Raw genomic sequence first — 24,022 nt, 5'->3', positions numbered from 1 at the left:
GCGTATCGCACTCTAATTACTAAAGAATCGTGTGATTGCCGTGTCAGATTGGCAATTACTTACGCAAAGCGATTGACTTGGCAGAACAGCGTGGTAGAAACAGACGCTTGGTGCCGCATACAGGACGCTGATAATGGTTTTGCCCTCACCGCTGCGTGTGATTGCGCGGTTACTTTTTTGTTCATTGTTGAGCGTTTCGATTCAAGCCAACGCCCAGTCGAGCACGCGAGAAAATAGTACGTCTGGTAGCGAAGAGGCAATCGCCAGCAGTTTGAAAAAGGCGGATGTCCGCCGTGAATTGGAGAGGGAATCATCTCTTAATCCCTTGACCCTGAGCGTTTATCGACGCAACTATTTGTTGCCCTGGACTTACAACACCAATCCCAATCAAGAAGATTTCGACTCGATCAGCTCCAATGGCAATGCAGACAAGACAGAAGCCAAGTTTCAGATCAGTCTCAAGGTGAGCGTCCTGCACAACATGTTCGGTGATAATGGCGATCTCTATTTTGCCTATACCCAGCGCAGCTGGTGGCAGGCCTACAATGCCAAGGCGTCTTCTCCTTTCCGTGAAACCAATCATGAGCCTGAAGCGTTCGTCAGCTTCGATAACGCCTATTCCTGGTTTGGCTGGACCAATACGCAAAATCGCGTAGGTTTCGCGCACCAATCCAATGGACAATCGCAACCCTTGTCTCGCAGCTGGAATCGTCTGTATGCAGACCTGCTTTTTCAACGGGGTGACTGGGCAATCAGCGTGGCACCTCATTGGCGCATTCCCGAGTCGAGCGACGATGACGACAACCCCGATCTCGAAAACTATATCGGGTATGGCGACTTTACTCTGGTGCGCACCTTCGGCGATCAAGAAATCTCGTTGATGGTGCGCGGTAATCCTGGGAAGCATCATTACGGTGCGCTACTCGATTACACCTTCCCGTTGATCGGCAAGGTCCGTGGCCATGTGCAATACTTTGACGGGTATGGAGAGAGTCTCGTTGATTACGATGAGGACGTACAGCGTTTCGGACTAGGCTTCAGTCTCAACACTTATCTGGCCGGTATCCCAGGCAATGATTGATAACCAAAGGCATATTGCTATGATGATAGCTTCACTCACCACTCATGGAAGACTGTAGCAATGAGTATGTTCCCTGTAGGACACCATAGCCGCGAGGCCAACACCCGCGAAGCCAGCACCGAGCAACTGAAAGAAGATCTGCGTCATCTTTCTCAGACCGTGGAAGAGTTGGTAAGCGCGACTGCCGATGACTCCCGTAGCAATATCAAAGAGTTGCGCAGCCGTGCAGAGAAGAGCTTGCGTGAAACCCGCACGCGCATCGAAGCCCGGGGCGAAAAAGCCTATCACGATGCCCGTGACGGCGTACTCGATAGCGCCGACATGGTCGACCGCTATGTGCATCAGAATCCCTGGACCGGCATCGGTATCGGTACAGCCCTGGGTGTCGTGATCGGCATGATCGTCGGACGGCGCTGATGTCCAGCGGTAACGGCCCAGCAGAGCGCGTGATTCAAGCTGGACGGCGCATGCTGACCAGCTTGGTTACCACCGGTGAGACAAGGCTGCGTCTCGCCGTGGTCGAGCTGGAACTCGAACGCGATCGTATCCTGACGATACTGATGCTTGCAGGCGCCAGCTTGATATTGTTTGCCTTTGGCGTCGGCATGCTACTTCTGATGCTGATTGTCGCCTATTGGGAGCAGCATCGTGTTTTGGCCATTGGCGCCAGCGGCGGCACGCTGTTGATCGTGTCCGCCACATTGGCGTTCAGCGCCAAGCGCATTGCCAAGCAGCGCAAGCTGATGGAGTCAACGCTAAGCAATCTGTCCCAGGACCGGCACTATCTGGAGTCTTCGCGTGAGTCATCGTGATCGTCTGAAACGTCGAGAAGAGCTCGAGACCGAGATACTTCAGCAACGCATCGACATGGCCATGGCCTTGCGTGACTGGCGAGAAGTCACTGCTCCTATCGATCGCGGTTGGGACCGGCTGACCCAGTGGCGCACGGCCTTCGTTGCATTAGGTGGTTTTGCCACAATACGCGCTCTACGCAAGCCGCGCTCTACCGGTAAGTTGATGGGCAAGCTGCTTACCGGGGCGATGCTCTTCAACCGAGGCCGGGTTGCTTATCGTATGCTGCGCAATAGACGTGCCTGATTTCATATCTGCAGACAAGAAAACGCGGGCAAAGCCCGCGTTTTCTTTTGCCTATTTTCAATCGATATGGCGTCGTTTTAAAACACTCACTGGTGAATCAGACCCGTTCCAGGTAGTGAATGCTGAATAGGTTCTCTGGATCGGTCCATAGCGCGCGCGGATGAAACCCGCCCCGCAGGGCCAGGGCTTGAAAACCATCGACGCTGTATTTATAAGAATTTTCCGTATGAAGCGTTTCCCCTTCTTCAAAATCGAAACTCTCACCTGAAACAGTAATACTCTGGCTCACTTTGCTGACCAGATGCATCTCGATGCGCGATTGCTCTACATTGTAAAAAGCCCGATGAGAGAAACTGTCGGGATCAACGACGGCATCGAACTCTTTGCATAAACGATTGAGCAGGTTGAGGTTGAAGGCAGCCGTTACGCCCTTAGCGTCATTGTAGGCGGCGTTGAGGATCGCCTCATCCTTGATCAGGTCCACGCCTATCAATAAACCGCTTCCCGGCGGTAGCAAGGACCCCAGCTCATTCAAGAAACCTTCAGCATCCAAGGGCGAAAAATTGCCGATGCTCGAGCCTGGAAAAAAGGCGACCGGGCGCTTTCCGCGTACGGCCCCGGGGATCTGTAACGGTTGGGAAAAGTCGGCGCAGGCCGCATGCACCTCGAGCCAGGGGTAATCGGCAGCGAGACGCTGCGTGCTCTCGATTAGAAAATCACGAGAGATATCAATGCCCAGATAGCTCACCGGACGCATGGCTTCAAGAAGCAAGCGGATCTTGCGGCTGGCGCCACTCCCCAGCTCGATCAAGATGCCATCATCGCCGATGAGCCGGGCAATGTCCTTGGAAAAGCCGTGCAATATGGCCTCTTCGGTACGGGTTGGATAGTACTCCGGTTGCTCGCAAATGAGATTGAAAAGCTCGGACCCTTTCCAGTCATAGAAGAACTTGGGTGGAATGGTCTTGGGTGTCGCTCTTAGTCCGGCAAGCAGCTCTTCCTGTAGCGAAGCCGATTGCGAAGTCGTTTGCTGGTCGTGAACGGTTACGCAGTTCTCCATGATCATGCCTCCCTGGCAAGGCGGAACCCTGAGAACGCCCAGCGGGCATGAGGAGGAAAGAAGTTACGATAGGTCGCACGAATATGCGCCTGGGGCGTCGCACAGCACCCTCCACGCAGCACCATTTGCCCCGACATGAACTTGCCATTGTATTCACCAAGGCTACCCGGCAATGGCTTGAAGCCCGGATAAGGCCGATAGGCGCTGCCGGTCCATTCCCAGACATCCCCGAACATCTTCCCAGGCCCGTTTTTTGGAATTTCGCCGGCCACCGGCTGTAGATGATCCTGCTCGGCAAAATTGCCGTTTGGATTCGCTTCGCGAGCCGCGATTTCCCATTCCGCCTCCGTAGGCAAACGCGCGCCGGCCCAACAGGCAAAGGCGTCGGCTTCGTAAAAACTGACGTGGCATACCGGCGCCTGCCAATCCACGGGTGTCAGTCCGCCCAAGGTCATGTGATACCAGTCATCCTCTTGCTTTACCCAGTAAAGCGGTGCCTTCCATCCTGTCTGCTTGACCGTCTGCCAACCCTCGGACAGCCAATAGTCGGGATGCTCATAGCCACCGGCCTGCATGAATTCCAGAAATTCGGCATTCGTCACGGGACGATCGGCAAGCTGAAACGCTTCGACGAACTGGCGATGGCGCGGCGTTTCGTTATCGAAAACGAAGCCTTTTGCATCAACTTCACGACCAATATGATAAACGCCTGCTTCGAAATCCTGCCACCGAAGCGCTTCGGACTGATGGTTGGGAATTGGCGCAAGATCGTCTCGATAGATCGGATAAAGCGGATTCTGGGCCAGGATATGCTTGATATCCATGACCAATAATTCCTGATGCTGCTGCTCGTGATTGAGCCCCAACTCGACTCGGTGAATGATGGCATCCACATGCTCATCAGGCGGATCGCTGAGCAATTGTGTCATGGCATTATCCACATGAGCACGATAACGGTATACGTCATCTACCGTCGGGCGGGATATCAACCCCCGATCAGGGCGCGGAAACGGTGTCCCGTGAGTTTCGTAATAGGAGTTAAAAAGAAAATCGTAGGCGCTGTCGAGGGGGCGGTAGGATTTGTGAAACGGCGTCAGCAGGAATGCTTCAAAAAACCAGCTAACGTGAGCGATGTGCCATTTGGGCGGGCTGACATCCGCCATGCTCTGGACCACATAGTCTTCCTTGCATAGCGGCGCGCAAAGGGCCTCTGTCGCGGCGCGAACACGCTGATAGCTGCGCAACCACTCCTTTGTGTGCTGGGTTTCCTCAAAAGACGCATCGCGGGTTCTATCAACGAGTGATGGCATGCGGCAACCTCCTGTCGTGAAAAATGACATCCTTGATATGACAATTCAGCGTAGCAGGTCAGTGCCCGAGTCCAAGCCGAATCGGGTAACTTCCTTTTTTACAACGCCAGGCCACACGCCACGCCAGACGCCCAGGCCCATTGAAAGTTGTAGCCCCCCAACTCACCGGTAACATCGAGTACTTCACCGATGAAACGCAGCTGTGGCAGATCCTTCGCCGCGAAGGTCTTGGATGAAATGGCCGCCGTATCCACTCCGCCTATGGTCACTTCAGCGGTACGCCACCCTTCGATTCCAGCGGGTTTTAGCCGCCAACGATTGAGCCGTTCGCTCCAATCCTGCAATCGAGCATTGGACTGCTCCGCCAATAGCCCATCGTTGCCATACCACTCGATCAGTGCCTGAGACAATCTCTTGGGCAAGTGCTCGCCCAGCCAGGTCGAGAGCCGGCGCTTGGGAGTCGTCTTGCGGGCATTGGTCAGCGCATCTAAAGCATCGATATCCGGAAGAAGGTCAATGGACAGCTCGTCACCCGGGCGCCAATGGCTGGAAATCTGCAGCATCGCAGGTCCCGAGAGTCCGCGATGAGTAAACAGCATCGGCTCCCGATAACGCCCGCTGCGGCATTTTACATCCACCTCACAAGACACGCCGGAAAGCGCCGCCGCACGTTCTTTCCATTGGGAGGTCAGAGTAAACGGCACCAGAGCGGCGCGGGTCTCTGTCACCGGCAGCCCGAACTGGCGGGCAATATCGTAGCCAAAACCCGAAGCCCCCATGGTCGGAATCGACAGCCCGCCACTGGCCACCACCACTGCGCCGGTATCAATGCGCCCTGCCGAGGTTGTCAGGCACATCCCCTCACCCTTTCGCTCAATGCGCTCGACGGTGGTTTTGAGACGAATCTCCGCTCCCGCCCAGTCGCACTCCGTGAGTAGCATGTCGAGAATCGGCCTTGCGGAATCGGTACAGAACAGCTGCCCCGGCGCTTTTTCTACCGGCTCGATGCCATGACGCTCGACGAGCTCGACAAAATGCTCCGGGCGATAGCGATTGAGGGCCGAAATGCAGAAATGAGGATTATTGGAGAAGAAATTGATCGGCTGCGTATCGAGATTGGTGAAATTGCAGCGCCCGCCGCCGGACATGAGAATCTTCTTGCCCGGCTTGTTGGCATGATCGATGACCAGCACCCGGCGACCAGCGTAACCGGCGGTCAGCGCGCACATCAGTCCGGCGGCGCCAGCGCCGATTATCACGACATCCGGGTTGGAAAACATACAGACAGGCTCCAGATATTACTTAATGGACAAAGCCAGCCATTCTAGCAGGCGATCGCGATGGCGAAATGCGTTCGACCCTATTGAAGAATCATCACTTCAGGAGTGACTCTCATGCTCGAACTTATTGCTGCCCCGGCGCCACATGTGGTTGCCATGCGGGTATCCGGCTGTATTGATGCCAACGAGCTTCAGCACGGCATCGATGCCATCGAACAGGCCAAGAAAAGCCATGACAAGATCAGTTTCTACATCGAGGTCGACAACCTACGCTGGATGACCGGCACCGCTCTTGTGCGAGACATCGGCTATGGTCTGACCCAGTTTGGCCGCATGGATCATTTTCATCGCATCGCGGTCGTCTCGGATCAGCAATGGATGCGCAGCGTCGCCAGCGTGCAGAATCAGCTGTTCTCATCCATCGAGGTAAGGCCATTCAAGAAAGAAGAGAAGGAAACCGCGATGCAGTGGGCCTGTGAGCTGCTCGGTACAGACACCACCCCAGAAAAAGAGGCCCCGGCCCAATCCGGTTAGATTGCGCCAGGGTTTCTCGTTCTCCTACGGCTTTTTTCTCACATTCTCCTTTTCTCAGTTCGCGGCTTCAGTGGTTCCTTGAACCCTGTTGCTTCGGGCTGATTCCCGGCGGGTGCGAATCGTCTTCTCGACGCCAATGATCAGGTAGATCGCAAGACCCACGAGAATGATATAGAACCAGTCGAGTAGCCCGATCGGCGCGGTGTGAAACAGGGTGTTCATCAAGGGCACATAGGTGAATAGCAGCTGAGCGATCATCATCGCCGCGATGCCCACCCATATCCACGGATTGCTCATAAGCCCCAGATTGAACATGGAAAGCCGCAACGAACGGCAGTTGAGCAGATAGAAGGACTGCCCCACGGCAAAGACGTTCACCGCAATGGTACGCGCTTCCGCCTCGCTCGCCCCTTGATACAAGGCCAGCTCGAAGAGCCCGAAACTGCCGATCAGCAACAGCAGGCCCACGAAGATGACGCGGAAGATCATTTCGCTGCTGAGAATGGGCGCTCCCGGCGTACGCGGTGGCCGCGTCATGATACCTGGCTCCCGAGGCTCGAAGGCCAGGGTCAACCCCAACAGCACCGCCGTGGTCATGTTGATCCACAGCGCCTGTAGCGGCAACACCGGCAGAGGCTGAGCGAAAATGATCGCGGCAATGATGACCAATCCTTGGCCCGCGTTGGTGGGCAATATCCAGGTAATGAACTTGATCAGATTGTCGAAGACCCCTCGGCCCTCTTCCACTGCGGCTTCGATGGTGGCGAAGTTGTCATCCGTGAGCACCATGTCCGCGGCTTCTTTGGATACCTCGGTTCCGGTAATGCCCATGGCCACGCCGATATTGGCCCGACGCAGGGCCGGGGCGTCGTTGACCCCATCCCCGGTCATGGCCGCCACTTCGCCTCGGGCCTGCAGCGCTTCTACCAAGCGCAGTTTCTGCTCTGGGGTTACCCGGGCAAAGACCGCCGTATCCGCAACCTCGTGGCTCAATTGCTCATCGGACAGCGACTTGAGCTCGCGACCGGTCAGCACCTTTGGCGTCGCACCCTTGGCAATCGTCTGATCCAGCCCGATCTCGCCGGCAATGGTCGCCGCAGTCAGGGCGTGATCGCCGGTGATCATCTTGACCCGAATGCCCGCCACATGACAGGAGCGCACCGCCTGTACCGCTTCCTCTCTAGGCGGATCGATCATGCCCTGCAAGCCAAGAAAGGTGAGCCCCTGAGTCAGGTCTTCATGCTCGATACCCTGCTTGTCGGCGGCCGCCTCCATACAGGCAAAGGCCAGCACCCGCTGACCTTGGCTGGCGATGGCCTTGACCTGGGCTTCGACGGCATCCACATCGAGTGGCTTGCGCGTACCGTCCGCATTCATGACCTGATCGCATCGGGCCAAGATGCTTTCAGCGGACCCCTTCATGTAGATCGATGGCTTCTCGCCGCCATGCAGGGTTGCCATGTATTGATGCTGAGACTCGAAGGGAATGGTATCCAGACGAGGTTGAGCATCAAGGGACTTGGCATCGTCGATCTCTGCCTTGCGGGCCGAAACCAGCAGCGCCCCTTCCGTGGGATCCCCCTGAATCTTCCAACCCTCTTCGTCATGCTTCAACGATGAGTCGTTGCATAGCCAGCCCGCCTTGAGCAATTCATTCAGGGCAATATTATCCTTGAGCATCACCGGCTGTCCGGACTGGCGAATATCACCCTCTGGGGCATAGCCGATACCACTGACATCGTAGTCCTCACCGCCCGCCCAGAGCCTCTGTACCGTCATTTCGTTGCGGGTCAGGGTGCCGGTCTTGTCCGAGCAGATGACCGTGGTGCTGCCCAGGGTTTCCACCGCGGGAAGGCGCCGAATGATGGCGCGACGCTTGGCCATGCGGGCAACGCCGAGTGCCAGGGTGATAGTCAGCACCGCAGGCAAGCCTTCCGGAATCATCGCCACGGACAGAGCCACCGCCGCCATGAACAGATCGATCCAAGGGTCGCCATGCCAAAGACCAATCAGGAAGGTGATGGCCGCCAGGCCCAGAATGGCATAGAGAAGCAATTGGCTGAAATGCGCGATCTTGCGGGTCAACGGTGTGGCCAACACCTCGGCGCTGGCGATGAGCTCGGAGATACGCCCGATCTCGGTGTGATCGCCAATGCTCGTCACCACACCCATTCCGGTGCCATAGGTCACCAGGGATGAGGAATAGGCCATATTGACCCGATCCGCCAGAGAAGTGTCCGTACCAAGCTCGCCAATGTGTTTTTCGACGGGCACCGACTCCCCAGTCAGGGCCGACTCATCGATCTGCAGGCTGCGGCTTTGGAGCAACCGCAGATCCGCCGGCACCTTGTCCCCGGAGGCCAACAGCACCACGTCACCCGGCACCAGGGATCTGGCGTCAATACGCTGCTTTTCGCCATTTCGCAGCACCGTGGTTTCCGTCACCATGGCCCGAGACAACGCATCCAGCGCATTCAGTGCCTTGCTCTCCTGCAAGAACCCGATAATAGAATTTAAAAAAATCACCCCAAAAATAACGCTGGCATCGATCCAGGCGCCCAAAAGGAGCTTGATGATGACGGCGGCGAGAAGGATATAGACTAACGCTTGATGGAATTGCAGGAGGAATCGTATCAGCGGCCCCTGCCCTTTGCGTTGCGTGAGTGCATTGGGGCCATATTGCTGCTGTCGGTTGTCTACGCTGTCGCTGTCGAGTCCTGTGTGGGGGTCTGTGTCGAGTTGACTCACGACGTCATCGTGAGGGAGATGATGCCAGTGCTTTTCCTGTAACGAACTCATCGGCTATCGTCCTTATCTTGCGTAAGATAGAAATCCAATCGCTAAAATTTGGCGTACCTTTGTTGACGGTCTTCGATGACAATCCCTGTTCGTTTTTACCTGCAAGAAAACCTCACAGGATAACGGTATAAGTAAGAACCTATCTCCCTTTCAAGTGAATGTGACGAGCTTTCGCCCGCGATGGCCCGGCTTTCGCCAAGGCAATATAGGTGCTACAAATAACATGACATAAAAGACGCTAATTTGTTAGCGTCTTTCACGAATAAAATTTCAAGGCGCTATGCGGCCCAACACGGATAGGGAATTCTTGACGGGACGTACCACGATGATTTCGCCGGAACGAGGAAAGATGCCGGTCAAGGCGGTGACGTTGACTTGATGGGTAACCAGTACCGTTGTCTTGTCTTTTGCCTGCTCGGCAAGTAGCTGTCGAACCGCCTCACTCTGCCGGGGCTCGTGCTCACGGTTAGTGAAGAAGGAGTTCAATGCGGGGGTGGGAATCACATCGCCCAGATCGAGTAGACGCGCGGTTTCCAGACAGCGGCACCACTGGCTGGAATGGACGTTTGCCATGGCAATGCCCTGCTCACGAAACCGCTTACCGATCCTCAGGGCCTGCCCCGGTACCGCGAACATTCTCGACGCCGCCATTGCGGAAGGTGCCCAGGTGGTCGGCAACGAAGCCATGTTCCTTGTGCTGAAGGCGCTCAATGGCCGCTGCCGTGGCCGAGGTCACCGGACAGCGGGAAAACGGGAGTTTTGGGCGCCGGATCATCAATAGCACCTCATCCGAGCTTGGATGAAGTGCCATCGCTGTGCGCTACTGCTGCTGTGGCGTCAAGTTCATGATCTTCGATGCATTGGTTTCAACCGCCTCACGGGAATACACCAGAGGAACATAGTCGCCAGTAGCCCAAAGTGGCGTAAGGTCTCGGTAATGCGGACTGAAGGGATCGCCTGATTGCCCAGGTGTATTGATGAACCTGCTGGCATCCCAGTTGCCTACATCTAGCACCATGCGAAACGACGCGCCCATCGTCACTTCGAAATCCGAGTCATAGCGCGCGGCCAGTGGTGTGAATCGATCGCCACCTGTTTCCAGCGGACCAACCGTCAGCTGCTCCTTCAAATACTCTGGCGCAATTGGCGTGACGCTATTTTCAAAGTATGCCTTGTGTAGCGAGCCCCATCGCCAGGAATCAAGATCATCACCCAACAGTGCCCTTGCCTGCTCCACGGACTGGATGAGCGCACTGACAATGATGTCGTTGCGGGCCTTTTGTGGGTCGTCGCCCAACTGGTCATTTGGCGCCTCGAGCAAATCGATGACGCTGGTGATGCTGCCTTGCGCGATCAGCGACGCAACTTCGTCAGGTGCAACACGCTCAACGGTTTCCGTGCCCAGATGCTTGTCGATCATCAGCTCACCAAGGACCGCCGCCGAACTATCCACTGAAACAACACCATCCCAGTTTTTCAACAACTCTAATGCTTGGGAGACGGAAGCATCGGCTCCTTCCGGCAATTGCAATTCGGCTTGGTTGACCAGATCCACCAGTCGCAGCGCGAGCATGCTGGTGACATCGTTCTGTAACGCCATCGAATCCGCCAGGGTCATGCTGTCGTTTTCGGACAAAACCTTGGATATTCGCTCATAGCGCGATGGGTCGGCCCATTCGAAACCAATGTGAAGCGTTTCGTAGGGGAAATCGTCCGGTAGATTCATCTGGTTGGCGGTGGCAATCCAACCCTTCTCGGGATTATAAGAAGAAGGAAGCTTGTTTCTATCGAGAAAGTCCCATTCGTAACGCCCGTTGCCCGGTACGGGAAGCAAGCCGTCCCAGTTCTCGCGAGTCGGTGTCATGGCCCCTACGACCCAGCCAATATTGCCCTGGGTATCCGCATAGACCTGGTTTTCCGAAGGTGTGGAGAAGCGCTGCATGGCATCGGAGAACTCTTGCCAATTCCTGGCCCCCATGTAATCGGCGGAGCCGAAGTACGCCGACGTGCCGGGCTCGAACCACACGGTGCGCAACGCGAAGGCCCGGTTGTTATCCTCATCGACCTTCAGCACGGCGCCATGACGGGTATAACGCATCGTGACATCCTGGGCATCCCCGCCGCGCACATCAATCGTCTCCTGCTCCACCTCCATATCTTGCCATTCGCCGTTATAGCGGTACTGGTCCGGATTGTCCGGGTTCAGCTCGTAGACGTAGAGATCTTCCTGATCCACGGAAAAGATCGTCAACCCGAAGGCAATATCTTCATTGTGGCCAATTGAAATACCGGGTAGCGCCGGCTCACCGGCCCCAATCACGGACATGTTGGGCGAGTTCAAATGAACCACGTAGCGCAAAGACGGTACGCTATGAGATCGATGCGGATCATTGGCCAGCATTGCGCGGCCCGTTTTGGTGCGATCCGGCGATATCGTCCAGTTGTTGGAGCCAATGCTGTCAACGTTATCGGCAGACGCCTGAAGAAAATCATAGTTGTGATCAGAAGCGGTCTGCTGCTTGTCCGACGTCTCGTTAGCCTTATTCTCTTTGAGAGATGAAAATTCCACGCCTTTGATCGCGAGTTCATAATCCTTGAGAACATCCTTAGGGATCAGGCAAGGATCAAGACCGTCAGGAATTTTTGTTTCCCACTGCGGCTCCAGCTTGCGCCGGAGCACATCCGTCTCGAGATCCGCCTTGCAGGCAACTCGGGCGCGAGCGACTTCCGAGGCAACATTGCGCGTCAGGCCGTGACTACGTATTCGAACCACGTCATCGATTTTCCAAAGATCCGGTGTCGTATCGGAAATCTCAAACTCGACGGGCAGCGGCGCATCGCCATCCAACACCTTTTGCACGTAGGAATTAACGCCCTCTACAAAGGCGGCCGCGTACTTCTTGCCATTCGGCCCATAGGCCTCCCACTCTTTTTGCATATCGCCACGATAGAGAAACATTCTCGTGGCGCGATCTTGATCCACATAGTTTTCGCCGAAGTTTTCGGCCAACAAGCCAAGGCCCCGCTTACGCCATAGATCAATCTGCCAGAGGCGATCACGCGCAGCGTTGTAACCTTGTAGAAATAGCGCATCCCTGTCGGATTTGGCGTAAAGGTGCGCAACACCCCAAAAGTCCACGATGATTTCGGCCGGTTTCTCGAGCCCTTTGACAGCAACGTCCTCACGATGAACGGCGCTTGACACCTCTGCCAACGCCAACGAGGAAGCGCCAGATAAAAAACGCCGCTGCGAGTACAGTTGATAGCCTGAAAGAAGCGCATCTCGACATGACCTTCTCCCTTACACGCCGCAAGCGGCAGGTATCCCAAGTTTGGATATAAGCTTTGAATGCAAGCAGACGATGTCGTATAGGCCAAGGGGTCGCTAACCAAAGTGGTTCTTCATGACACCGGTAGGATCAGCATAGTCACGCAGTTTGAGATACTCAATTGTGAAATTTTAGCTAAACGATTTGTCACAGAGTAACCTCGATAATGAAGTTGCACTGCTAAAGGCGCAAAATCGCAAAAATATTTTTACAGCGCGTAATTAATTACCCGGAATATGACATCTATGACTTTATTGTTTGTCGACAGATGACAGAAACTCAGATACCGCCTTATTGAACGCTTTTGTTTGATCGACGTTCACCAGATGACCAGCGTCGGGAATGATCTTAACGACGGAGCCATCCACCTGCTTCTGGAACTCTTTCATCGTGGCAGGTCGCGCTTCGTCATACTCCCCTGCAATGAACAGCGTAGGCACAGAGATTTGAGATAGATCGTCGGTGCGATCAAAAACCTGCAATGTGCCGGTGGAGACGAACTCCGAGGGGCCCCACATATATTCATAAAGTGCGCTGTTTCCACCCGGACTATTGGCGCACTCCGGAAGCTCGTTGCGTGCTTGAGGACCTCGCGATAGAAATTCAGCCATAAAGTGGTCATTGGCGGTCTGGAAGGCAGGCGTAGAGTAGTCTCCGGATTTGATGGCAGTTTCGATAGCAGCTTGATCAGACGTGCTCAACTCTGACACCAATGTATTGGCATCCTTGAGCCAGCGATCAGTCCCGATAAGCGGACCAATGAAGGTTACGGACTGAACACCTTCTGGCTCTGCGCTAAGCAGGTATTCGATAGCCACGGCGCCACCCCAAGAGTGGCCGGCAAGATGTATCTCATCAAGACCCAGTTCATTACGAATCGCTTCGACCTCATCAACGAAGCGCGGCACAACGGCCTGATCTTCCATGTTGGTCATGCGATCAGAATTACCGGAGCCAAGCTGATCGTAGGTGATCACGGGACGATCTTCGGCAATGCCTTGTAAGGTCGAGGGATACATGCAGCTGGTGCCCCCTGGGCCGCCATGGATAACGAGTAACGGGGTACCGTCTCCCTCACCGAAGGTACGAAAGGCGATGCGACCGCCTGGAACATCAACAAAGCCGTCGTCCGGTAGTGGCGTTTCTGCATGACCGGACGCTGCAACCGCCATGGCGATGATAAAGCCCAGATGGATAGCCTTGACCTGCATTGTTGATTCCTCAGTAAGGTGCGGCTTGCCCCTCAGTTAACATAGGTTGTGAATTTCAACTTTGCCAAGGGAGGATGCTGTAAACCAGCATTCCAGCAACGATTCAACTTCCGACAAAGTCATGCAGACCCTACCTATGCCAGCGAAACGGGTGCCTTGGAAGCGGTTTGCGATACCGCATTACTGCAACTATATTTAGTTGCACAGAAAGAGCTGAAATTTCCAAAACCGGAAGGCTCATTGCCAAACTGATGAACGGACGATCCGGCTTCACCTGGCAGGAGCTGGAAGCTGCCTTTCGCGAGGCGGTAGATGACTATCTGGCCACCTGCGAAGATCTTGACGAAACACCGGAAACCCCTTGTAAGGGATCCTTCAACGTCCGCATCGGTCACGAACTGCACCTGGCCGCCGCCGTTGCCGCATCACAGCAAGGCATCTCCCTCAACGACCTGACCCGACAGGCTCTGGACGGCTATCTCCAGCAGCATCCCTGAGATTAGCCGCGCTACATGAGCTAGAGCCCAGCACTCGGTCACGGCAGTTCAGATCCAGGCGATCAGCAGCAAAAAGACCCGACTATTTGGCCGGGGCGGTATGGCGTGAACTGCGGACGAGCCTGCGTGCGGCACGAGAGAAAGGAACGTCATAAAGACACATTAACTTATGTAGGTGATCGTGAAACTAGAAAAAGCGGGGGTTTCATAAGGTAACTTTGATGAAAGTTCCCCAGAATGAAATCGACGGGGATTGACCCTGCCGAGTACGTTACTTTTTACGTACAGCCCTATTGGGCCGACATCTCATGCTGAGCTGACGGTATGCACCTCGAGATTGACTTTCAGCGCCTTACGAACGGCCCCGATAATGGCAGACAGATTGTCCATGCCAGGATTACCCGACAGTGACAACATCCGATGCAGGCTCTTACTGGGTCGGCCGGTATCCTCAGCCAACGCCTCGAAGCCCACGGTCGCGTTGACCAGGTCGCGAAGCATCAGGCGAGCGGTGTCAGGCTCGCCGTTGAGGAACAGCGTCACGGCTTCATCCAGCATTGCTTTGGCGAACGCCGGATCGCGCTCGACGCGGGCTGCAATTGTCGCCTTGAAATCACGTGTCAGCGCCATCTCATTTATCTCCTTTCTTCGCCTGACGCTTACGTCGCTTGTACTCGTCGCGTAGCGCCTTGGCATTATCGATATCGGCTTTCTGGCGTTTCTTCGTGCCACCGCCGAACAAGATGATCAGTTCTTCCCCGTCCCGGGCCAGGTAGATGCGATACCCCGGCCCCCAGTCAATACGGTACTCACCGATCCCCTCGAACCACTTGATGCTCGAGGTATTGCCCATCGACATGCGGTACTCGGCGGTGGCCACCTTCGCCACCGCCTAGGCATCGAGCCCGTCGAACCACTCCCGGTAGGGGCTGGTGCCGTCTTCGCGTAGAAATTCTTGGAGCTCGATCTTCATGCCATTAATAGCAACTTATAAGTTACTATTTTAGCAATACGAATAAAGTTGGCCCAGGCAAACTCGGCTGCGCAGAGCTCTGAAAGTGGAAAGCCCCGGTCAAATTGGGCTTGCGACGTGGACTGCGGATGAGCCTACATACGGCACAAGAGAATGAGACGTTACACAGACACATTAACCAATATTAAGGGGCCTGAAGTCAGATAAAAACCGAGATTTTTATAGCGGTAATTGCTGTGAGTACAGCAACTCATTGAGGGAGGGTGGTCTCAAGTTCCAAGCGCAACGCTATTGAACGGAGCTGAGGTCGGCGACAGATTTCTTGAGCACCTCGGTCTAGACTTCCAACTGCGGATGACCGGCTCGCCATTTGTCGGCGCTCAAACTCCGGAGCGCCTCGGTACGAACCGGAGGGTTCTCGTCTACCTCCCCCAGGTCGTGTCTTTTTCAAGGCATGAAAAAACCGGCCATGGAGCCGGTTGATTCGATATTCGTGGCGGAGGGGGAGGGATTCGAACCCTCGAAGCCTTTCGACTTACACACTTTCCAGGCGTGCTCCTTCGACCACTCGGACACCCCTCCGCATTTTTGATCTTTCGAAGCGTTTCCCGCCCCTCGAGAACGGCGCAAATGGTAGCGAGCTAAGCCCTCGATTGCAAGCCACTTTTTCTTTATTGGGCTTGTTTCAGGCCAGTCAGGACTCGGGGAGGACGGCGTAGTCGCCTTCGGCTTTCAGGCATAATGTATCACCAGCATAGAGGCGCTGGATCAATGCGATGCGTCCTTTTCCCTTGGCGTTCAGGCGTTCCCGTAGCTGCTCGGGGCCGTCAGCGTTTTTTGGTACACATTCAAGCCGGTAATCGGCAGTCACCGGGGCAATAAAGCGCTGGCTGGCATTGGCCACCACCACGTCTTGTACACGTCCATGAGCGCGCAGCCATAGCGTCGTCCAGCACCAGCCGATCAGGGTGGTCTGGGCCGTTAGGGAGCCGCCGAAGCCGGTGCCCTTGTCATTGAGATTGGGACCGAGTTCGAGATGCCAGACAAGCACATCGCCCTGCCAGGCCATGTTGGTAATACCAAGATGGCCCACCATGGGAATGGCTTCCTCGAGCCAGCGCTGAAAGGTGCCCAGGTTGTCACCCTGCCCTCCTTTCGCTGATCCTTTTGCAGGCAGTGGCAAGCGCGGATGCGGCACACCGATCTTACGGGTCATGTTCAGGTCCAGCGCTCGACGAAATCAGCCGGGTTGCGCTCGGGGATGCGCTTGTCGCGGCCGCCAGGCTGACCGAGATAGAGAAAGGCGACGATCTCGTCATGCTCATCGAGCCCAAGGCCTTCCCGCACCGTCGGGTTGAACGCGAAGTGACCGGTGCGCCACATGGCGCCAAGCCCTTGGGCCTGGGCGGCCAACAGAATGCCGTGGGCGGCACAGCCGGCGGAAAGCACCTGCTCGATGGGCGGCACCTTGGGCAGGTCCGGTACGACCTTGGCGATCACGGCGATAATCATGGGGGCGCGCAGGGGCTTCTTGCGCGCCCCTTCGAGCTTCTTCTCGGGGATATCCGGATCTTCTAGCCGCTCTGCCTCGGCAAAAAGATCGCCCAGGCGCTCGAGCCCTTCGCCGGAGAATTCGATAAAGCGCCAAGGGGTAAGCTGCTTGTGATCCGGGGCGCGCAAGGCTGCGCGGTAAAGCACGTCAAGCTGCTCGCGATCCGGCACCGGCCCCGTCAGCTTGCCCATGGAATTGCGCTCGTGCAGCAGCGTCATTGCTTGCATTCGGCTCTCCTATTAATGAACGAAACAGTTAGACGAGAACGTTTCTCAACTCTTGAAACGACTTTACCTCAGGCAATCACTGCCGTGCCAGCCGTAATGGCTCCGGTGGGCGTTCCCCAGGGGTGGCCCGCCAGGGGCTGATATCCATTCCGCCCCGGCGCACATAGCGGGCCAATACCAATAGCCTTTCTGGGCGTACACGCGCCATCAGATCGGTGAAAATATGCTCGACGCAGTGCTCGTGAAAATCCTGGTGTTGACGATAGGAAACCAGATACTTGAGTAGACCTTCGCGGTCAATTTTAGGTCCGCAATAGCGAATCAGAACGCTGCCCCAGTCCGGTTGGCCGGTAACCGGACAGTTGGATTTGAGCAGATGCGAATGCAATGTTTCCTCGACGATCTCATCGCTTGCGATCAACAGTGTCGGATTGGGGGAATAGTCCTGAATTTCCACCTCGAGAGCATCGATGCACTCCCCAGGTAAACGACGTGGCAACAGCGCCTCGTCCTCCACATTCAGCAGCACGACTTGAACCTCCGCGCCGGCGGCCGAAGAAAGGTCATGAACGAGAGTCTGGCGCACCTCGTCGCGACTGGCAAAATGGCACTGGTTGAAGCCGTTGAGATAGAGCTTCCAGGACTTCGACTCGATCAGGTTCGGCGAGCTTGCCGGCAGGCGAAAACGCGCCACGGCAACGATTGGCTTGCCTTTAGGATCGAGCCAGGAAAGTTCGAAGGCGTGCCATTCGTCTTCGCCATCAAAAGGCAGATTCGCCGCATCGATGCCCAGCGGCGCACGATTGGCGGCCCGGGAAATGGCAAACAACAGCGTCGGGTCGTAGCGTTCCGGATATTCGGTCGCGTGGCCCAGCGGTGCGTCTTGCAGGTTCATGACCGGATCCCCTTGCCCCGCTTGAGCATCCAAAGAGCAAGTACAAAGAACCCGACAATGAAGGCGGCAACGGCGATCAACGCCCCGCCCACGGGAATATCGGAGACGCCAAGAATGCCGTAGCGAAACGCATTAACCATGTACAGGATCGGGTTGGCCATGGAGACGTGCTGCCAAAACTCCGGCAGCATGTCGATAGAGTAGAACACCCCGCCGAGATAGGTCAGCGGTGTCAGCACGAAGATCGGCACGATGGAGATATCATCGAACTTGTTCGCCAGCAAGGCGTTGATGAAGCCGCCGATGGCAAACACCGCCGAGGTCATCAGCACCACGCTCAGGGTCACCAAGGGATGATGAATCGTCACGTCCGTAAAGAAGGCCGATACCCCAGTGACGATCAACCCTACTCCCAGCCCCCGGGCCATGCCGCCCAGCACGAAGCCTGACAGAATCACCCAGTCCGGCATGGGCGAGACCATGAATTCCTCCACGCTGCGCTGGAACTTGTTGGAGAAGAACGACGAGGCGACGTTGGAGTAGCTGTTGGTGATCACTGACATCATGATCAGCCCCGGCACGATATAGGCCATGTAGCTGATGCCATCCATCTCGCCGATACGCGAGCCAATCAGGTTGCCGAAGATGATGAAGTACATGGTCATGGTGATGGACGGCGGCAGCAGTGTTTGCGGCCAGATACGCGTGAAGCGGCGTATCTCCTTGAATACCAGAGTCCATAGGGCGACCAGGATCTGACGCGAATTCACGATTGCACCTCCGCCTTTGCCATTTCCCGCGCCTTGGCGTTGTCACCCTCCACCATGGATACGAACATTTCCTCCAACCGGTTGGCCCGATTGCGCATCGAGATCACATTGATGCCTTGAGCGGAAAATTGCTCGAAGGCGTCGTTGAGGCGCTGGCCTTTCTTGACCGCCAGGGTCAGCTGAGAACCTTCTGTTTGCTCCACTTCAAAGCCATCGATTCGCGGTGGTTTTTCTACTGGCTCCGCCAAGTCGAGAATGAAGGTTTCCGTATCGAGTTCGGTCAGAAGTTGTCGTACCGTGGTGTTCTTGACGATCTCGCCATGGTTGATGATGGCGATATTGCGGCACAGGCTCTCGGCTTCCTCGAGATAGTGGGTCGTCAGGATGATGGTGGTGCCTTCTTCCTGATTGATACGCTTCATGTACTCCCACATGCTGCGCCGCAGTTCGATATCCACCCCAGCGGTGGGCTCATCGAGAATCAAGAGGCGCGGGTGATGAATCAAGGCACGAGCAATCATCAGGCGGCGCTTCATGCCGCCGGAGAGCATGCGCGCCGGCCCGTTGCGCTTGTCCCATAGCCCGAGATCCTTTAACAGCTGATTGCAGCGGGGCTTGGCTTCGCGCAAGGGCATGCCGTAGTAGCCCGCCTGGGCGTGAATGATGTCCTCGACTTTCTCGAACTGGGAGAAGTTGAACTCCTGAGGCACCACGCCCAGGTTGTACTTTGCCTTGGCAAAGTCCTTGTCGATATCGGTGCCGTAAATCGACACCTTGCCGGCGGTTTTCTGCACCAGGGAGCACACCACCCCCAAGGTGGTGGATTTGCCCGCCCCGTTGGGGCCTAGCAGGGCAAAGAAATCCCCCTGTTGAACATCCAGATCGATACCCTTCAGAGCATTGAAACCGTTGTCATAAATTTTGGTCAGCCCACGTATGGACAGTGCCGGTTCGGCCATGGGCAAATCCTTGTGGCAAAGAAATGAATAATGAGCCTGATAACATCGGGGCGGAATGTGAAAATTCAAGCGGACAGATGGGTGTAAGTCGATGCGCCAAATCGAATACGCAGGGAACAAATGCCGATCATCGATCACTTGACCCTCGGTAGGCGTCGCTCTACGCTTGCCTGCATTCCTGGGGGAGTCCGTACGGACTGAGAATCTGCTACTGGTGAATCACGATATCACGAGTGGCGGTAACCCTTCGAACCTGATCCGGATCATGCCGGCGAAGGGAAGGGAGTGCTTACCTGTCACGCTTCTACCCAACGCGATTACGCCTCCATCACGGCGTTCGGCACCCTGCCGGGCATTTTCACGTAAATGGAGACGATAATGCTGACGACTACTCAAGCGCTCTGGTGGCTGATTACCTTTGCCACACTGTTCGCCCTGCCCGGCATGCTCTACGCCCGGCGCCACCATGAAAGCCTTGAAGACTTCATCATCGCTCGCAACAGCCAAAGCGCCACCGCCACGGTACTGACCCTGATGGCCTCGACCCTGGGCACCTGGATTCTATTCGGCCCGGCCCAGGCCGCTACTTGGGGCGGTCTGGCAGCGATCACAGGCTATGCGCTTGGCTCGCTTGCCCCACGCTTGGTGATGATTCCGCTGGGGCGGCGTCTGCGGGAGTTTTCCCCTGAAGGGCATTCCCTCACGGAGTTCGTGATGAGCCGCTATGGCCGTTCCATGTACGCTTTCACCCTGATCATCATGCTGTTTTATCTGTTCATTTCCCTGGCTGCGGGGATCACTGCCATTGCCATGATGGTGAAGTTGGTCGCACCGGTGCCGCTATGGGCGACCAGCGTGATCGTGATGAGCGCCACCCTGCTTTACACCTTGTATGGCGGACTGCGCGCTTCGATCTTCACGGACAAGGTGCAGATGGTTGTGATTCTGCCGCTGCTGATCACTCTGATCGTCTTTGGTTGGCAGGCCGCTGGCGGTATCGAACCCACCCTCGAAGGGCTTGCAACCAATGCACCGCAGCTTCTGAACATTGCGGACCTGGGCGGACTCAAGGCCGGCATCACCTTCTTCCTGGCAGTGCTGTTGACCGGTCTTTTCTATCAGGGCAACTGGCAGCGGGTGTACGCCGCCCGGGACAATCGGGCCGTGCGACTGGGGTTTTTCCTTGGCGGCCTCTTGAGCACGCCGATGATCTTCATGATGGGGCTGTTCGGTCTGGCCTTCGTTGGCTTAGGGCTACCTGGAGACGGCTCCGTGGCCCTGTTCAGCGTGCTGCTTGACAACACGCCCGCCTGGTTCGCTATCGGCCTGATCTTTCTCGGATTGGCGCTAGTGATGAGCAGCGCCGACACCAGCATCAGCGCGGTTTCCAGCATGATCGCCGTGGACGGCGGACGGATGATGCCCCGTGCCAGCGACGGCCAATTAATGCGCCTGTCCCGCTGGCTGATGCTTGCCATCGCGGTTCCGGTCACCTTCGTGGCAGCTCAAGGGTATAGCGTGCTGTACCTGTTCCTGCTGGCGGATCTGTTTTGCTGCGCGGCGGCGTTCCCGGTCTTCTTTGGGCTGTTCAATCGCCGTTTCGACGGTCGCGCTGCGGTGCTGGCAACTCTGGCCGGGCTAGTGGCGGGACTCTTCATGTTCCCCGCACCCGGGGATGCCTTGAACACGCTAATGGAGTCCTTTTTGCTCGCCACCTTCGTGCCGGTGATCGTGGCGCTTACCATGCTTGTGATCCTGCCGGCCAAAGAGCGTTTTGATTTTGCAGCCTTGAAGTCCGGCGTGCGGCGCTTTGAGAGTTAAGGACGCTCGAGCCCCAAATGGCCGCGCAGCGTGGTGGTGTCGTATTCCTCGCGGAACAGGCCCCGGCGTTGCAGTTCCGGGATGACATGCTCGACGAAATCCTCGATGCCGGAAGGCAGTGACGGCGGCATCAGATTGAAGCCATCCGCGCCGCCCTCGCGAAACCAGCGTTCCATTTCATCGGCGATGGTTTCCGGCGTGCCGATCATGGTGCAGTGGCCGCCCCCAGCTGCCAGTCGGCCCAACAGTTCTCGCAGCGTCGGCTGTTCGGTTTTGATGATGCGTAATATCGTGGAATAGCGCCCCTGGGGGCCGGTGAACTCGGCAAGCGGCGGCAGTTCCGGCACCGGCGCGTCCAGGTCCCAGTCGCTGCAGTCTTGTTCGATGAATAGCCCCAGCTGACGCAAGGACGCCTCCACCGGCAGGCACTCATCCAGGGTGCGCTGCTTGGCCTTGGCCTCTTCCATAGTAGAGCCCGCATAGGTGACGAGCCCGGGCAGGATGGGCACCGGCGCGCTGCGCCCTGCCGCCTTTACCCGGCCCTTGATGTCCTGGTAATAACGCTGGGCGGTGGGCAGATCGTAGGCCACCGCGTAAATGGCTTCCGCAAAACGGGCGGCAAGATCACGGCCCTGCTCCGAGGCGCCAGCCTGTATCAATACAGGATGGCCCTGGGGTGGACGCGGCAGATTCAGCGGCCCATCGACGAGAAAATGATCGCCCTGGTGATGGATCTTTCTCACCTTGGCCGGGTCGGCATAGCGGCCTTTGCGGTCGCGTTCAATGGCATCGTCACTCCAGCTATCCCAGAGCGCCAGCACCGTCTGCACAAACTCCTCGGCCCGGGCGTAGCGCTCGGCGTGAGCAGGCATGGAAACGTAGTTGTGGTTGCGCGCCTCCGCATCGAACATCGAGGTCACCACATTCCAGCCCACGCGCCCGCCGGAAATATGATCCAGCGACCCCACCAGCCGCGCCGCATGAAACGGCGTATAGAAGGTACTGGAAACGGTGCTGATCAGGCCGATGTGCCGGGTCGCCCGGCTCATGGCGGAAAGTGCCGTCAGCGGCTCGAGATGCCAGTGAAAGCCGTCCTCCATGCTGCCCACGCTCATGCCGTCGGCGAAGAACACCGCATCCAGCTTGCCCCGTTCGGCGATCTGGGCGAGGGATTCGTAATAGGCGATATCCGTCAGCCGCTCGGCGCAGGAGTTCGGATGTCGCCAGGCAGCCCGATGGTGGCCGCAGCCCATGATGAACAGATTGATGTGCAGTTTTTCAGTCTCGTTGCGCGTTTTCATCAGCCCTTCACCAATCCGCCGTCCACGATCAGATTCTGGCCGGTGATCGCCCGGGCCCAGGGCGAGGCGAAGAACAGCGTCACATCGGCGAACTCTTCCGGCGTGGTCACCCGGCGCAGAGGTGTGTTCTGGGCGATCAAGTCGAACACTGCCTCGGGCGTGGCGCTGGAGGCATCTGTGGTACGCAGAAGTCCGCCGGAAATCATGTTCACGGTGATATTGTCCGGACCCAGATCCTGGGACAGGGTACGAGTCAGGGACAAAAGCGCCGCCTTGCCGGCGGTATAGTCGTGATAAGGCACCACCGGGTTCTGGAACAGATTGGTGCCGATATTGATGATGCGCCCGCCGCCCTGCTCCCGCATGCCGGGCAGTGCCGTTTGAACGGTATTCAGCGCGCCGCGATTCACCCCTTCGAACTGCTGGCTCATTTGCGCCCAGCTAAGATTATCCGCTTGGGGTCGGGCGTCCCCGTTGAAGGAGAAACTCGGCAGCGCATTGTTCACTACGGTGGTGATCGGGTCGCCAAAGTGCGCTCGAGCTTCGTCAAAAAGCGCCTTGACTGCTTCTGGATCGGTGACATCCGCCTGAATCGCTAACGCCCGCTCCGGGGCTTCACTTGTCAGCGCGTTTGCCGCTTCGCTGCTGTTCAGATAGTTGATCACCACCCGGGCACCTTGAGCGAGAAATGCACGCGACAGATGCGCGCCAAGCCCCCGGGCGCCACCGGTGATCAGAACGACTTGTGTGTCGATTGCAGGCGAGAAACGAGACATGAAAAAGGCTCCTTGCGCGGCAATAAAGGGTGCCGCCATGGAACCAGCTGACATCCCTTCGCCAGCATTAACTGGATCAGGTTCAACGGGTATTGTCTCAGCAGCAACGACCGCACCCCGTGTCGAAACCCCACCATAGCGCATTGCAGCGAACCGGGACAGCCATGGTCTTTCAGGAATGCCCAGGAAAACCATCACGCGGAAAGACGACGAAGAAGCCAACAAGCCATGCGCTTGCTGAACGGATGCAAGAAGAGGAAATCGGGGAAAAGAAAGGTGGCGTCCCATAGGGGGTTCGAACCCCTGTTACCGCCGTGAAAGGGCGGTGTCCTGGACCACTAGACGAATGGGACGCAGTGCCTTGCCTCGTCGAGGTGGCGCGTATATTAATTAGCCCGGTGTTGGGTGTCAAGCACCTGCGGCTTTGAAAAATGAGAGTGGAAAGTTATCCGCTTCTCGTTGTCTCATGGCATGCAAGCAAACAGGAAATTGGAGCTTCCATGAGTGACAAGATTCAAAAAAGCGATGAGCAGATGGCGCGAACAAACA

The 24,022-nt window shown here is 56.5% G+C and carries 24 protein-coding genes, 2 tRNA genes and 2 riboswitches; of the genes, 7 read left to right on the top strand and 19 right to left on the bottom strand.

The features are described 5' to 3' along the window. Positions 1–133: 133 nt before the first annotated feature. Genes CH74_RS12805 through CH74_RS12790 form a run of 4 tightly spaced genes read left to right on the top strand, consistent with a single transcriptional unit; the run spans position 134 to position 2,179 of the window. Positions 134–1,081, top strand: coding sequence for a phospholipase A (locus CH74_RS12805; protein ID WP_053070759.1), 948 nt, complete (start codon positions 134–136; stop codon positions 1,079–1,081). A gap of 60 nt (positions 1,082–1,141) precedes the next feature. Then, complete coding sequence (locus CH74_RS12800; protein ID WP_082140424.1) at positions 1,142–1,498, top strand: YqjD family protein; 357 nt, start codon at positions 1,142–1,144, stop codon at positions 1,496–1,498. Between the two features lie 50 nt (positions 1,499–1,548). After that, positions 1,549–1,893 carry a phage holin family protein gene (locus tag CH74_RS12795; RefSeq protein ID WP_253273062.1) on the top strand — a complete coding sequence of 115 codons (345 nt, stop codon included), beginning with the start codon at positions 1,549–1,551 and terminating at the stop codon, positions 1,891–1,893. Then, a complete protein-coding gene (locus tag CH74_RS12790) occupies positions 1,880–2,179 on the top strand; it encodes a YqjK-like family protein (RefSeq protein ID WP_053070758.1) in 300 nt (99 codons plus the stop codon). Before CH74_RS12795 ends, CH74_RS12790 begins: the two co-directional genes overlap by 14 nt. 97 nt (positions 2,180–2,276) lie before the next feature. On the opposite strand, the gene egtD is transcribed toward CH74_RS12790, so the two are convergent. From egtD to CH74_RS12775, 3 genes are all read right to left on the bottom strand, one after another. Next, entirely contained in the window at positions 2,277–3,239 is a 963-nt protein-coding gene (gene egtD, locus CH74_RS12785) for an L-histidine N(alpha)-methyltransferase (protein WP_048307938.1), read from the bottom strand. Positions 3,240–3,241: 2 nt separating this feature from the next. Continuing rightward, positions 3,242–4,549, bottom strand: coding sequence for an ergothioneine biosynthesis protein EgtB (egtB, locus tag CH74_RS12780; protein WP_082140423.1), 1,308 nt, complete (start codon positions 4,547–4,549; stop codon positions 3,242–3,244). Between the two features lie 98 nt (positions 4,550–4,647). Then, positions 4,648–5,829, bottom strand: a complete 1,182-nt coding sequence (locus tag CH74_RS12775) for an NAD(P)/FAD-dependent oxidoreductase (protein WP_048307937.1) — start codon at positions 5,827–5,829, stop codon at positions 4,648–4,650. A 114-nt stretch (positions 5,830–5,943) separates the two neighbouring features. Between CH74_RS12775 and CH74_RS12770 the strand changes: the two genes are divergently transcribed. Beyond that, complete coding sequence (locus CH74_RS12770; protein ID WP_048307936.1) at positions 5,944–6,363, top strand: STAS/SEC14 domain-containing protein; 420 nt, start codon at positions 5,944–5,946, stop codon at positions 6,361–6,363. Between the two features lie 54 nt (positions 6,364–6,417). Here the strand turns inward: CH74_RS12770 and CH74_RS12765 are convergent, their stop codons facing one another. The 5 genes from CH74_RS12765 to CH74_RS12745 all read right to left on the bottom strand — a co-directional run bounded on the left by CH74_RS12765 (position 6,418) and on the right by CH74_RS12745 (position 13,702). Next, positions 6,418–9,162 carry a cation-transporting P-type ATPase gene (locus CH74_RS12765; RefSeq protein WP_048307935.1) on the bottom strand — a complete coding sequence of 915 codons (2,745 nt, stop codon included), beginning with the start codon at positions 9,160–9,162 and terminating at the stop codon, positions 6,418–6,420. A 270-nt stretch (positions 9,163–9,432) separates the two neighbouring features. Then, entirely contained in the window at positions 9,433–9,798 is a 366-nt protein-coding gene (locus CH74_RS12760; protein WP_053070757.1) for a hypothetical protein, read from the bottom strand. After that, positions 9,761–9,973, bottom strand: coding sequence for a hypothetical protein (locus tag CH74_RS12755; RefSeq protein ID WP_048307934.1), 213 nt, complete (start codon positions 9,971–9,973; stop codon positions 9,761–9,763). The genes CH74_RS12760 and CH74_RS12755 overlap by 38 nt, the downstream gene beginning before the upstream one ends. Positions 9,974–9,982: 9 nt before the next feature. After that, positions 9,983–12,367 (bottom strand): penicillin acylase family protein, encoded by a 2,385-nt coding sequence (locus CH74_RS12750; RefSeq protein WP_216594761.1) that lies wholly within the window; start codon positions 12,365–12,367, stop codon positions 9,983–9,985. A 375-nt stretch (positions 12,368–12,742) separates the two neighbouring features. Continuing rightward, entirely contained in the window at positions 12,743–13,702 is a 960-nt protein-coding gene (locus tag CH74_RS12745; protein WP_053070756.1) for a proline iminopeptidase-family hydrolase, read from the bottom strand. Between the two features lie 251 nt (positions 13,703–13,953). Here CH74_RS12745 and CH74_RS12740 point away from each other — a divergent pair, with 251 nt between their 5' ends. After that, positions 13,954–14,199, top strand: coding sequence for a type II toxin-antitoxin system HicB family antitoxin (locus CH74_RS12740; RefSeq protein WP_082140422.1), 246 nt, complete (start codon positions 13,954–13,956; stop codon positions 14,197–14,199). 306 nt (positions 14,200–14,505) lie between these two features. On the opposite strand, the gene CH74_RS12735 is transcribed toward CH74_RS12740, so the two are convergent. The 8 genes from CH74_RS12735 to CH74_RS12700 all read right to left on the bottom strand — a co-directional run bounded on the left by CH74_RS12735 (position 14,506) and on the right by CH74_RS12700 (position 19,575). Beyond that, positions 14,506–14,829, bottom strand: coding sequence for a DNA-binding protein (locus tag CH74_RS12735; protein ID WP_048307932.1), 324 nt, complete (start codon positions 14,827–14,829; stop codon positions 14,506–14,508). A 1-nt stretch (position 14,830) separates the two neighbouring features. Next, positions 14,831–15,088 carry a type II toxin-antitoxin system RelE/ParE family toxin gene (locus CH74_RS12730; protein ID WP_253273061.1) on the bottom strand — a complete coding sequence of 86 codons (258 nt, stop codon included), beginning with the start codon at positions 15,086–15,088 and terminating at the stop codon, positions 14,831–14,833. Between the two features lie 578 nt (positions 15,089–15,666). Next, positions 15,667–15,754 (bottom strand) — tRNA-Ser (locus tag CH74_RS12725). Positions 15,755–15,866: 112 nt separating this feature from the next. Then, positions 15,867–16,388 (bottom strand): YiiD C-terminal domain-containing protein, encoded by a 522-nt coding sequence (locus CH74_RS12720; protein ID WP_048307931.1) that lies wholly within the window; start codon positions 16,386–16,388, stop codon positions 15,867–15,869. A 2-nt stretch (positions 16,389–16,390) separates the two neighbouring features. After that, positions 16,391–16,951, bottom strand: a complete 561-nt coding sequence (locus CH74_RS12715; protein WP_048307930.1) for a nitroreductase family protein — start codon at positions 16,949–16,951, stop codon at positions 16,391–16,393. A 76-nt stretch (positions 16,952–17,027) separates the two neighbouring features. After that, complete coding sequence (queF, locus tag CH74_RS12710; protein WP_048307929.1) at positions 17,028–17,846, bottom strand: NADPH-dependent 7-cyano-7-deazaguanine reductase QueF; 819 nt, start codon at positions 17,844–17,846, stop codon at positions 17,028–17,030. Further along, positions 17,843–18,616, bottom strand: coding sequence for an ABC transporter permease (locus CH74_RS12705; protein WP_048307928.1), 774 nt, complete (start codon positions 18,614–18,616; stop codon positions 17,843–17,845). Before CH74_RS12705 ends, queF begins: the two co-directional genes overlap by 4 nt. Next, a complete protein-coding gene (locus CH74_RS12700; RefSeq protein ID WP_048307927.1) occupies positions 18,613–19,575 on the bottom strand; it encodes an ABC transporter ATP-binding protein in 963 nt (320 codons plus the stop codon). Before CH74_RS12700 ends, CH74_RS12705 begins: the two co-directional genes overlap by 4 nt. A 170-nt stretch (positions 19,576–19,745) precedes the next feature. Further along, a riboswitch (TPP riboswitch) is annotated at positions 19,746–19,872 on the top strand. Between the two features lie 81 nt (positions 19,873–19,953). Between CH74_RS12700 and CH74_RS12695 the strand changes: the two genes are divergently transcribed. Further along, positions 19,954–21,396 carry a sodium:solute symporter family protein gene (locus CH74_RS12695; protein ID WP_048307926.1) on the top strand — a complete coding sequence of 481 codons (1,443 nt, stop codon included), beginning with the start codon at positions 19,954–19,956 and terminating at the stop codon, positions 21,394–21,396. Here CH74_RS12695 and CH74_RS12690 read toward each other — a convergent pair. From CH74_RS12690 to CH74_RS12680, 3 genes are all read right to left on the bottom strand, one after another. After that, the gene (locus CH74_RS12690; protein ID WP_048307925.1) at positions 21,393–22,697 is read right to left on the bottom strand and encodes an LLM class flavin-dependent oxidoreductase; all 1,305 of its coding nucleotides are present in this window, start codon (positions 22,695–22,697) and stop codon (positions 21,393–21,395) included. The two genes, CH74_RS12695 and CH74_RS12690, sit on opposite strands and share 4 nt — an antisense overlap. Continuing rightward, positions 22,697–23,473: a 3-oxoacyl-ACP reductase gene (locus CH74_RS12685; protein ID WP_048307924.1), complete on the bottom strand. Its 777-nt coding sequence runs from the start codon at positions 23,471–23,473 to the stop codon at positions 22,697–22,699. Before CH74_RS12685 ends, CH74_RS12690 begins: the two co-directional genes overlap by 1 nt. Positions 23,474–23,509: 36 nt before the next feature. Then, positions 23,510–23,603, bottom strand: a riboswitch (TPP riboswitch). A 147-nt stretch (positions 23,604–23,750) separates the two neighbouring features. Then, positions 23,751–23,826 (bottom strand) — tRNA-Glu (locus CH74_RS12680). Positions 23,827–24,022 lie beyond the last annotated feature (196 nt).

Origin of the sequence: Halomonas sp. PR-M31, from assembly GCF_001039575.1 — a bacterium.
Lineage (GTDB): Bacteria > Pseudomonadota > Gammaproteobacteria > Pseudomonadales > Halomonadaceae > Modicisalibacter.
This window is presented reverse-complemented; position numbering and strand designations above follow the sequence as displayed.

What these genes read in the sequence shown, in the direction of transcription:
- CH74_RS12805 (WP_053070759.1), top strand. Translation starts at nt 134, where the DNA reads ATGGTTTTGCCCTCACCGCTGCGTGTGATTGCGCGGTTACTTTTTTGT.
- CH74_RS12800 (WP_082140424.1), top strand. Translation starts at nt 1,142, where the DNA reads ATGAGTATGTTCCCTGTAGGACACCATAGCCGCGAGGCCAACACCCGC.
- CH74_RS12795 (WP_253273062.1), top strand. Translation starts at nt 1,549, where the DNA reads ATGCTGACCAGCTTGGTTACCACCGGTGAGACAAGGCTGCGTCTCGCC.
- egtD (WP_048307938.1), bottom strand. Translation starts at nt 3,239, where the DNA reads ATGGAGAACTGCGTAACCGTTCACGACCAGCAAACGACTTCGCAATCG.
- egtB (WP_082140423.1), bottom strand. Translation starts at nt 4,549, where the DNA reads ATGCCATCACTCGTTGATAGAACCCGCGATGCGTCTTTTGAGGAAACC.
- CH74_RS12775 (WP_048307937.1), bottom strand. Translation starts at nt 5,829, where the DNA reads ATGTTTTCCAACCCGGATGTCGTGATAATCGGCGCTGGCGCCGCCGGA.
- CH74_RS12770 (WP_048307936.1), top strand. Translation starts at nt 5,944, where the DNA reads ATGCTCGAACTTATTGCTGCCCCGGCGCCACATGTGGTTGCCATGCGG.
- CH74_RS12765 (WP_048307935.1), bottom strand. Translation starts at nt 9,162, where the DNA reads ATGAGTTCGTTACAGGAAAAGCACTGGCATCATCTCCCTCACGATGAC.
- CH74_RS12760 (WP_053070757.1), bottom strand. Translation starts at nt 9,798, where the DNA reads ATGTTCGCGGTACCGGGGCAGGCCCTGAGGATCGGTAAGCGGTTTCGT.
- CH74_RS12755 (WP_048307934.1), bottom strand. Translation starts at nt 9,973, where the DNA reads ATGGCACTTCATCCAAGCTCGGATGAGGTGCTATTGATGATCCGGCGC.
- CH74_RS12745 (WP_053070756.1), bottom strand. Translation starts at nt 13,702, where the DNA reads ATGCAGGTCAAGGCTATCCATCTGGGCTTTATCATCGCCATGGCGGTT.
- CH74_RS12740 (WP_082140422.1), top strand. Translation starts at nt 13,954, where the DNA reads ATGAACGGACGATCCGGCTTCACCTGGCAGGAGCTGGAAGCTGCCTTT.
- CH74_RS12735 (WP_048307932.1), bottom strand. Translation starts at nt 14,829, where the DNA reads ATGGCGCTGACACGTGATTTCAAGGCGACAATTGCAGCCCGCGTCGAG.
- CH74_RS12720 (WP_048307931.1), bottom strand. Translation starts at nt 16,388, where the DNA reads ATGACCCGTAAGATCGGTGTGCCGCATCCGCGCTTGCCACTGCCTGCA.
- CH74_RS12715 (WP_048307930.1), bottom strand. Translation starts at nt 16,951, where the DNA reads ATGCAAGCAATGACGCTGCTGCACGAGCGCAATTCCATGGGCAAGCTG.
- queF (WP_048307929.1), bottom strand. Translation starts at nt 17,846, where the DNA reads ATGAACCTGCAAGACGCACCGCTGGGCCACGCGACCGAATATCCGGAA.
- CH74_RS12700 (WP_048307927.1), bottom strand. Translation starts at nt 19,575, where the DNA reads ATGGCCGAACCGGCACTGTCCATACGTGGGCTGACCAAAATTTATGAC.
- CH74_RS12695 (WP_048307926.1), top strand. Translation starts at nt 19,954, where the DNA reads ATGCTGACGACTACTCAAGCGCTCTGGTGGCTGATTACCTTTGCCACA.
- CH74_RS12690 (WP_048307925.1), bottom strand. Translation starts at nt 22,697, where the DNA reads ATGAAAACGCGCAACGAGACTGAAAAACTGCACATCAATCTGTTCATC.
- CH74_RS12685 (WP_048307924.1), bottom strand. Translation starts at nt 23,473, where the DNA reads ATGTCTCGTTTCTCGCCTGCAATCGACACACAAGTCGTTCTGATCACC.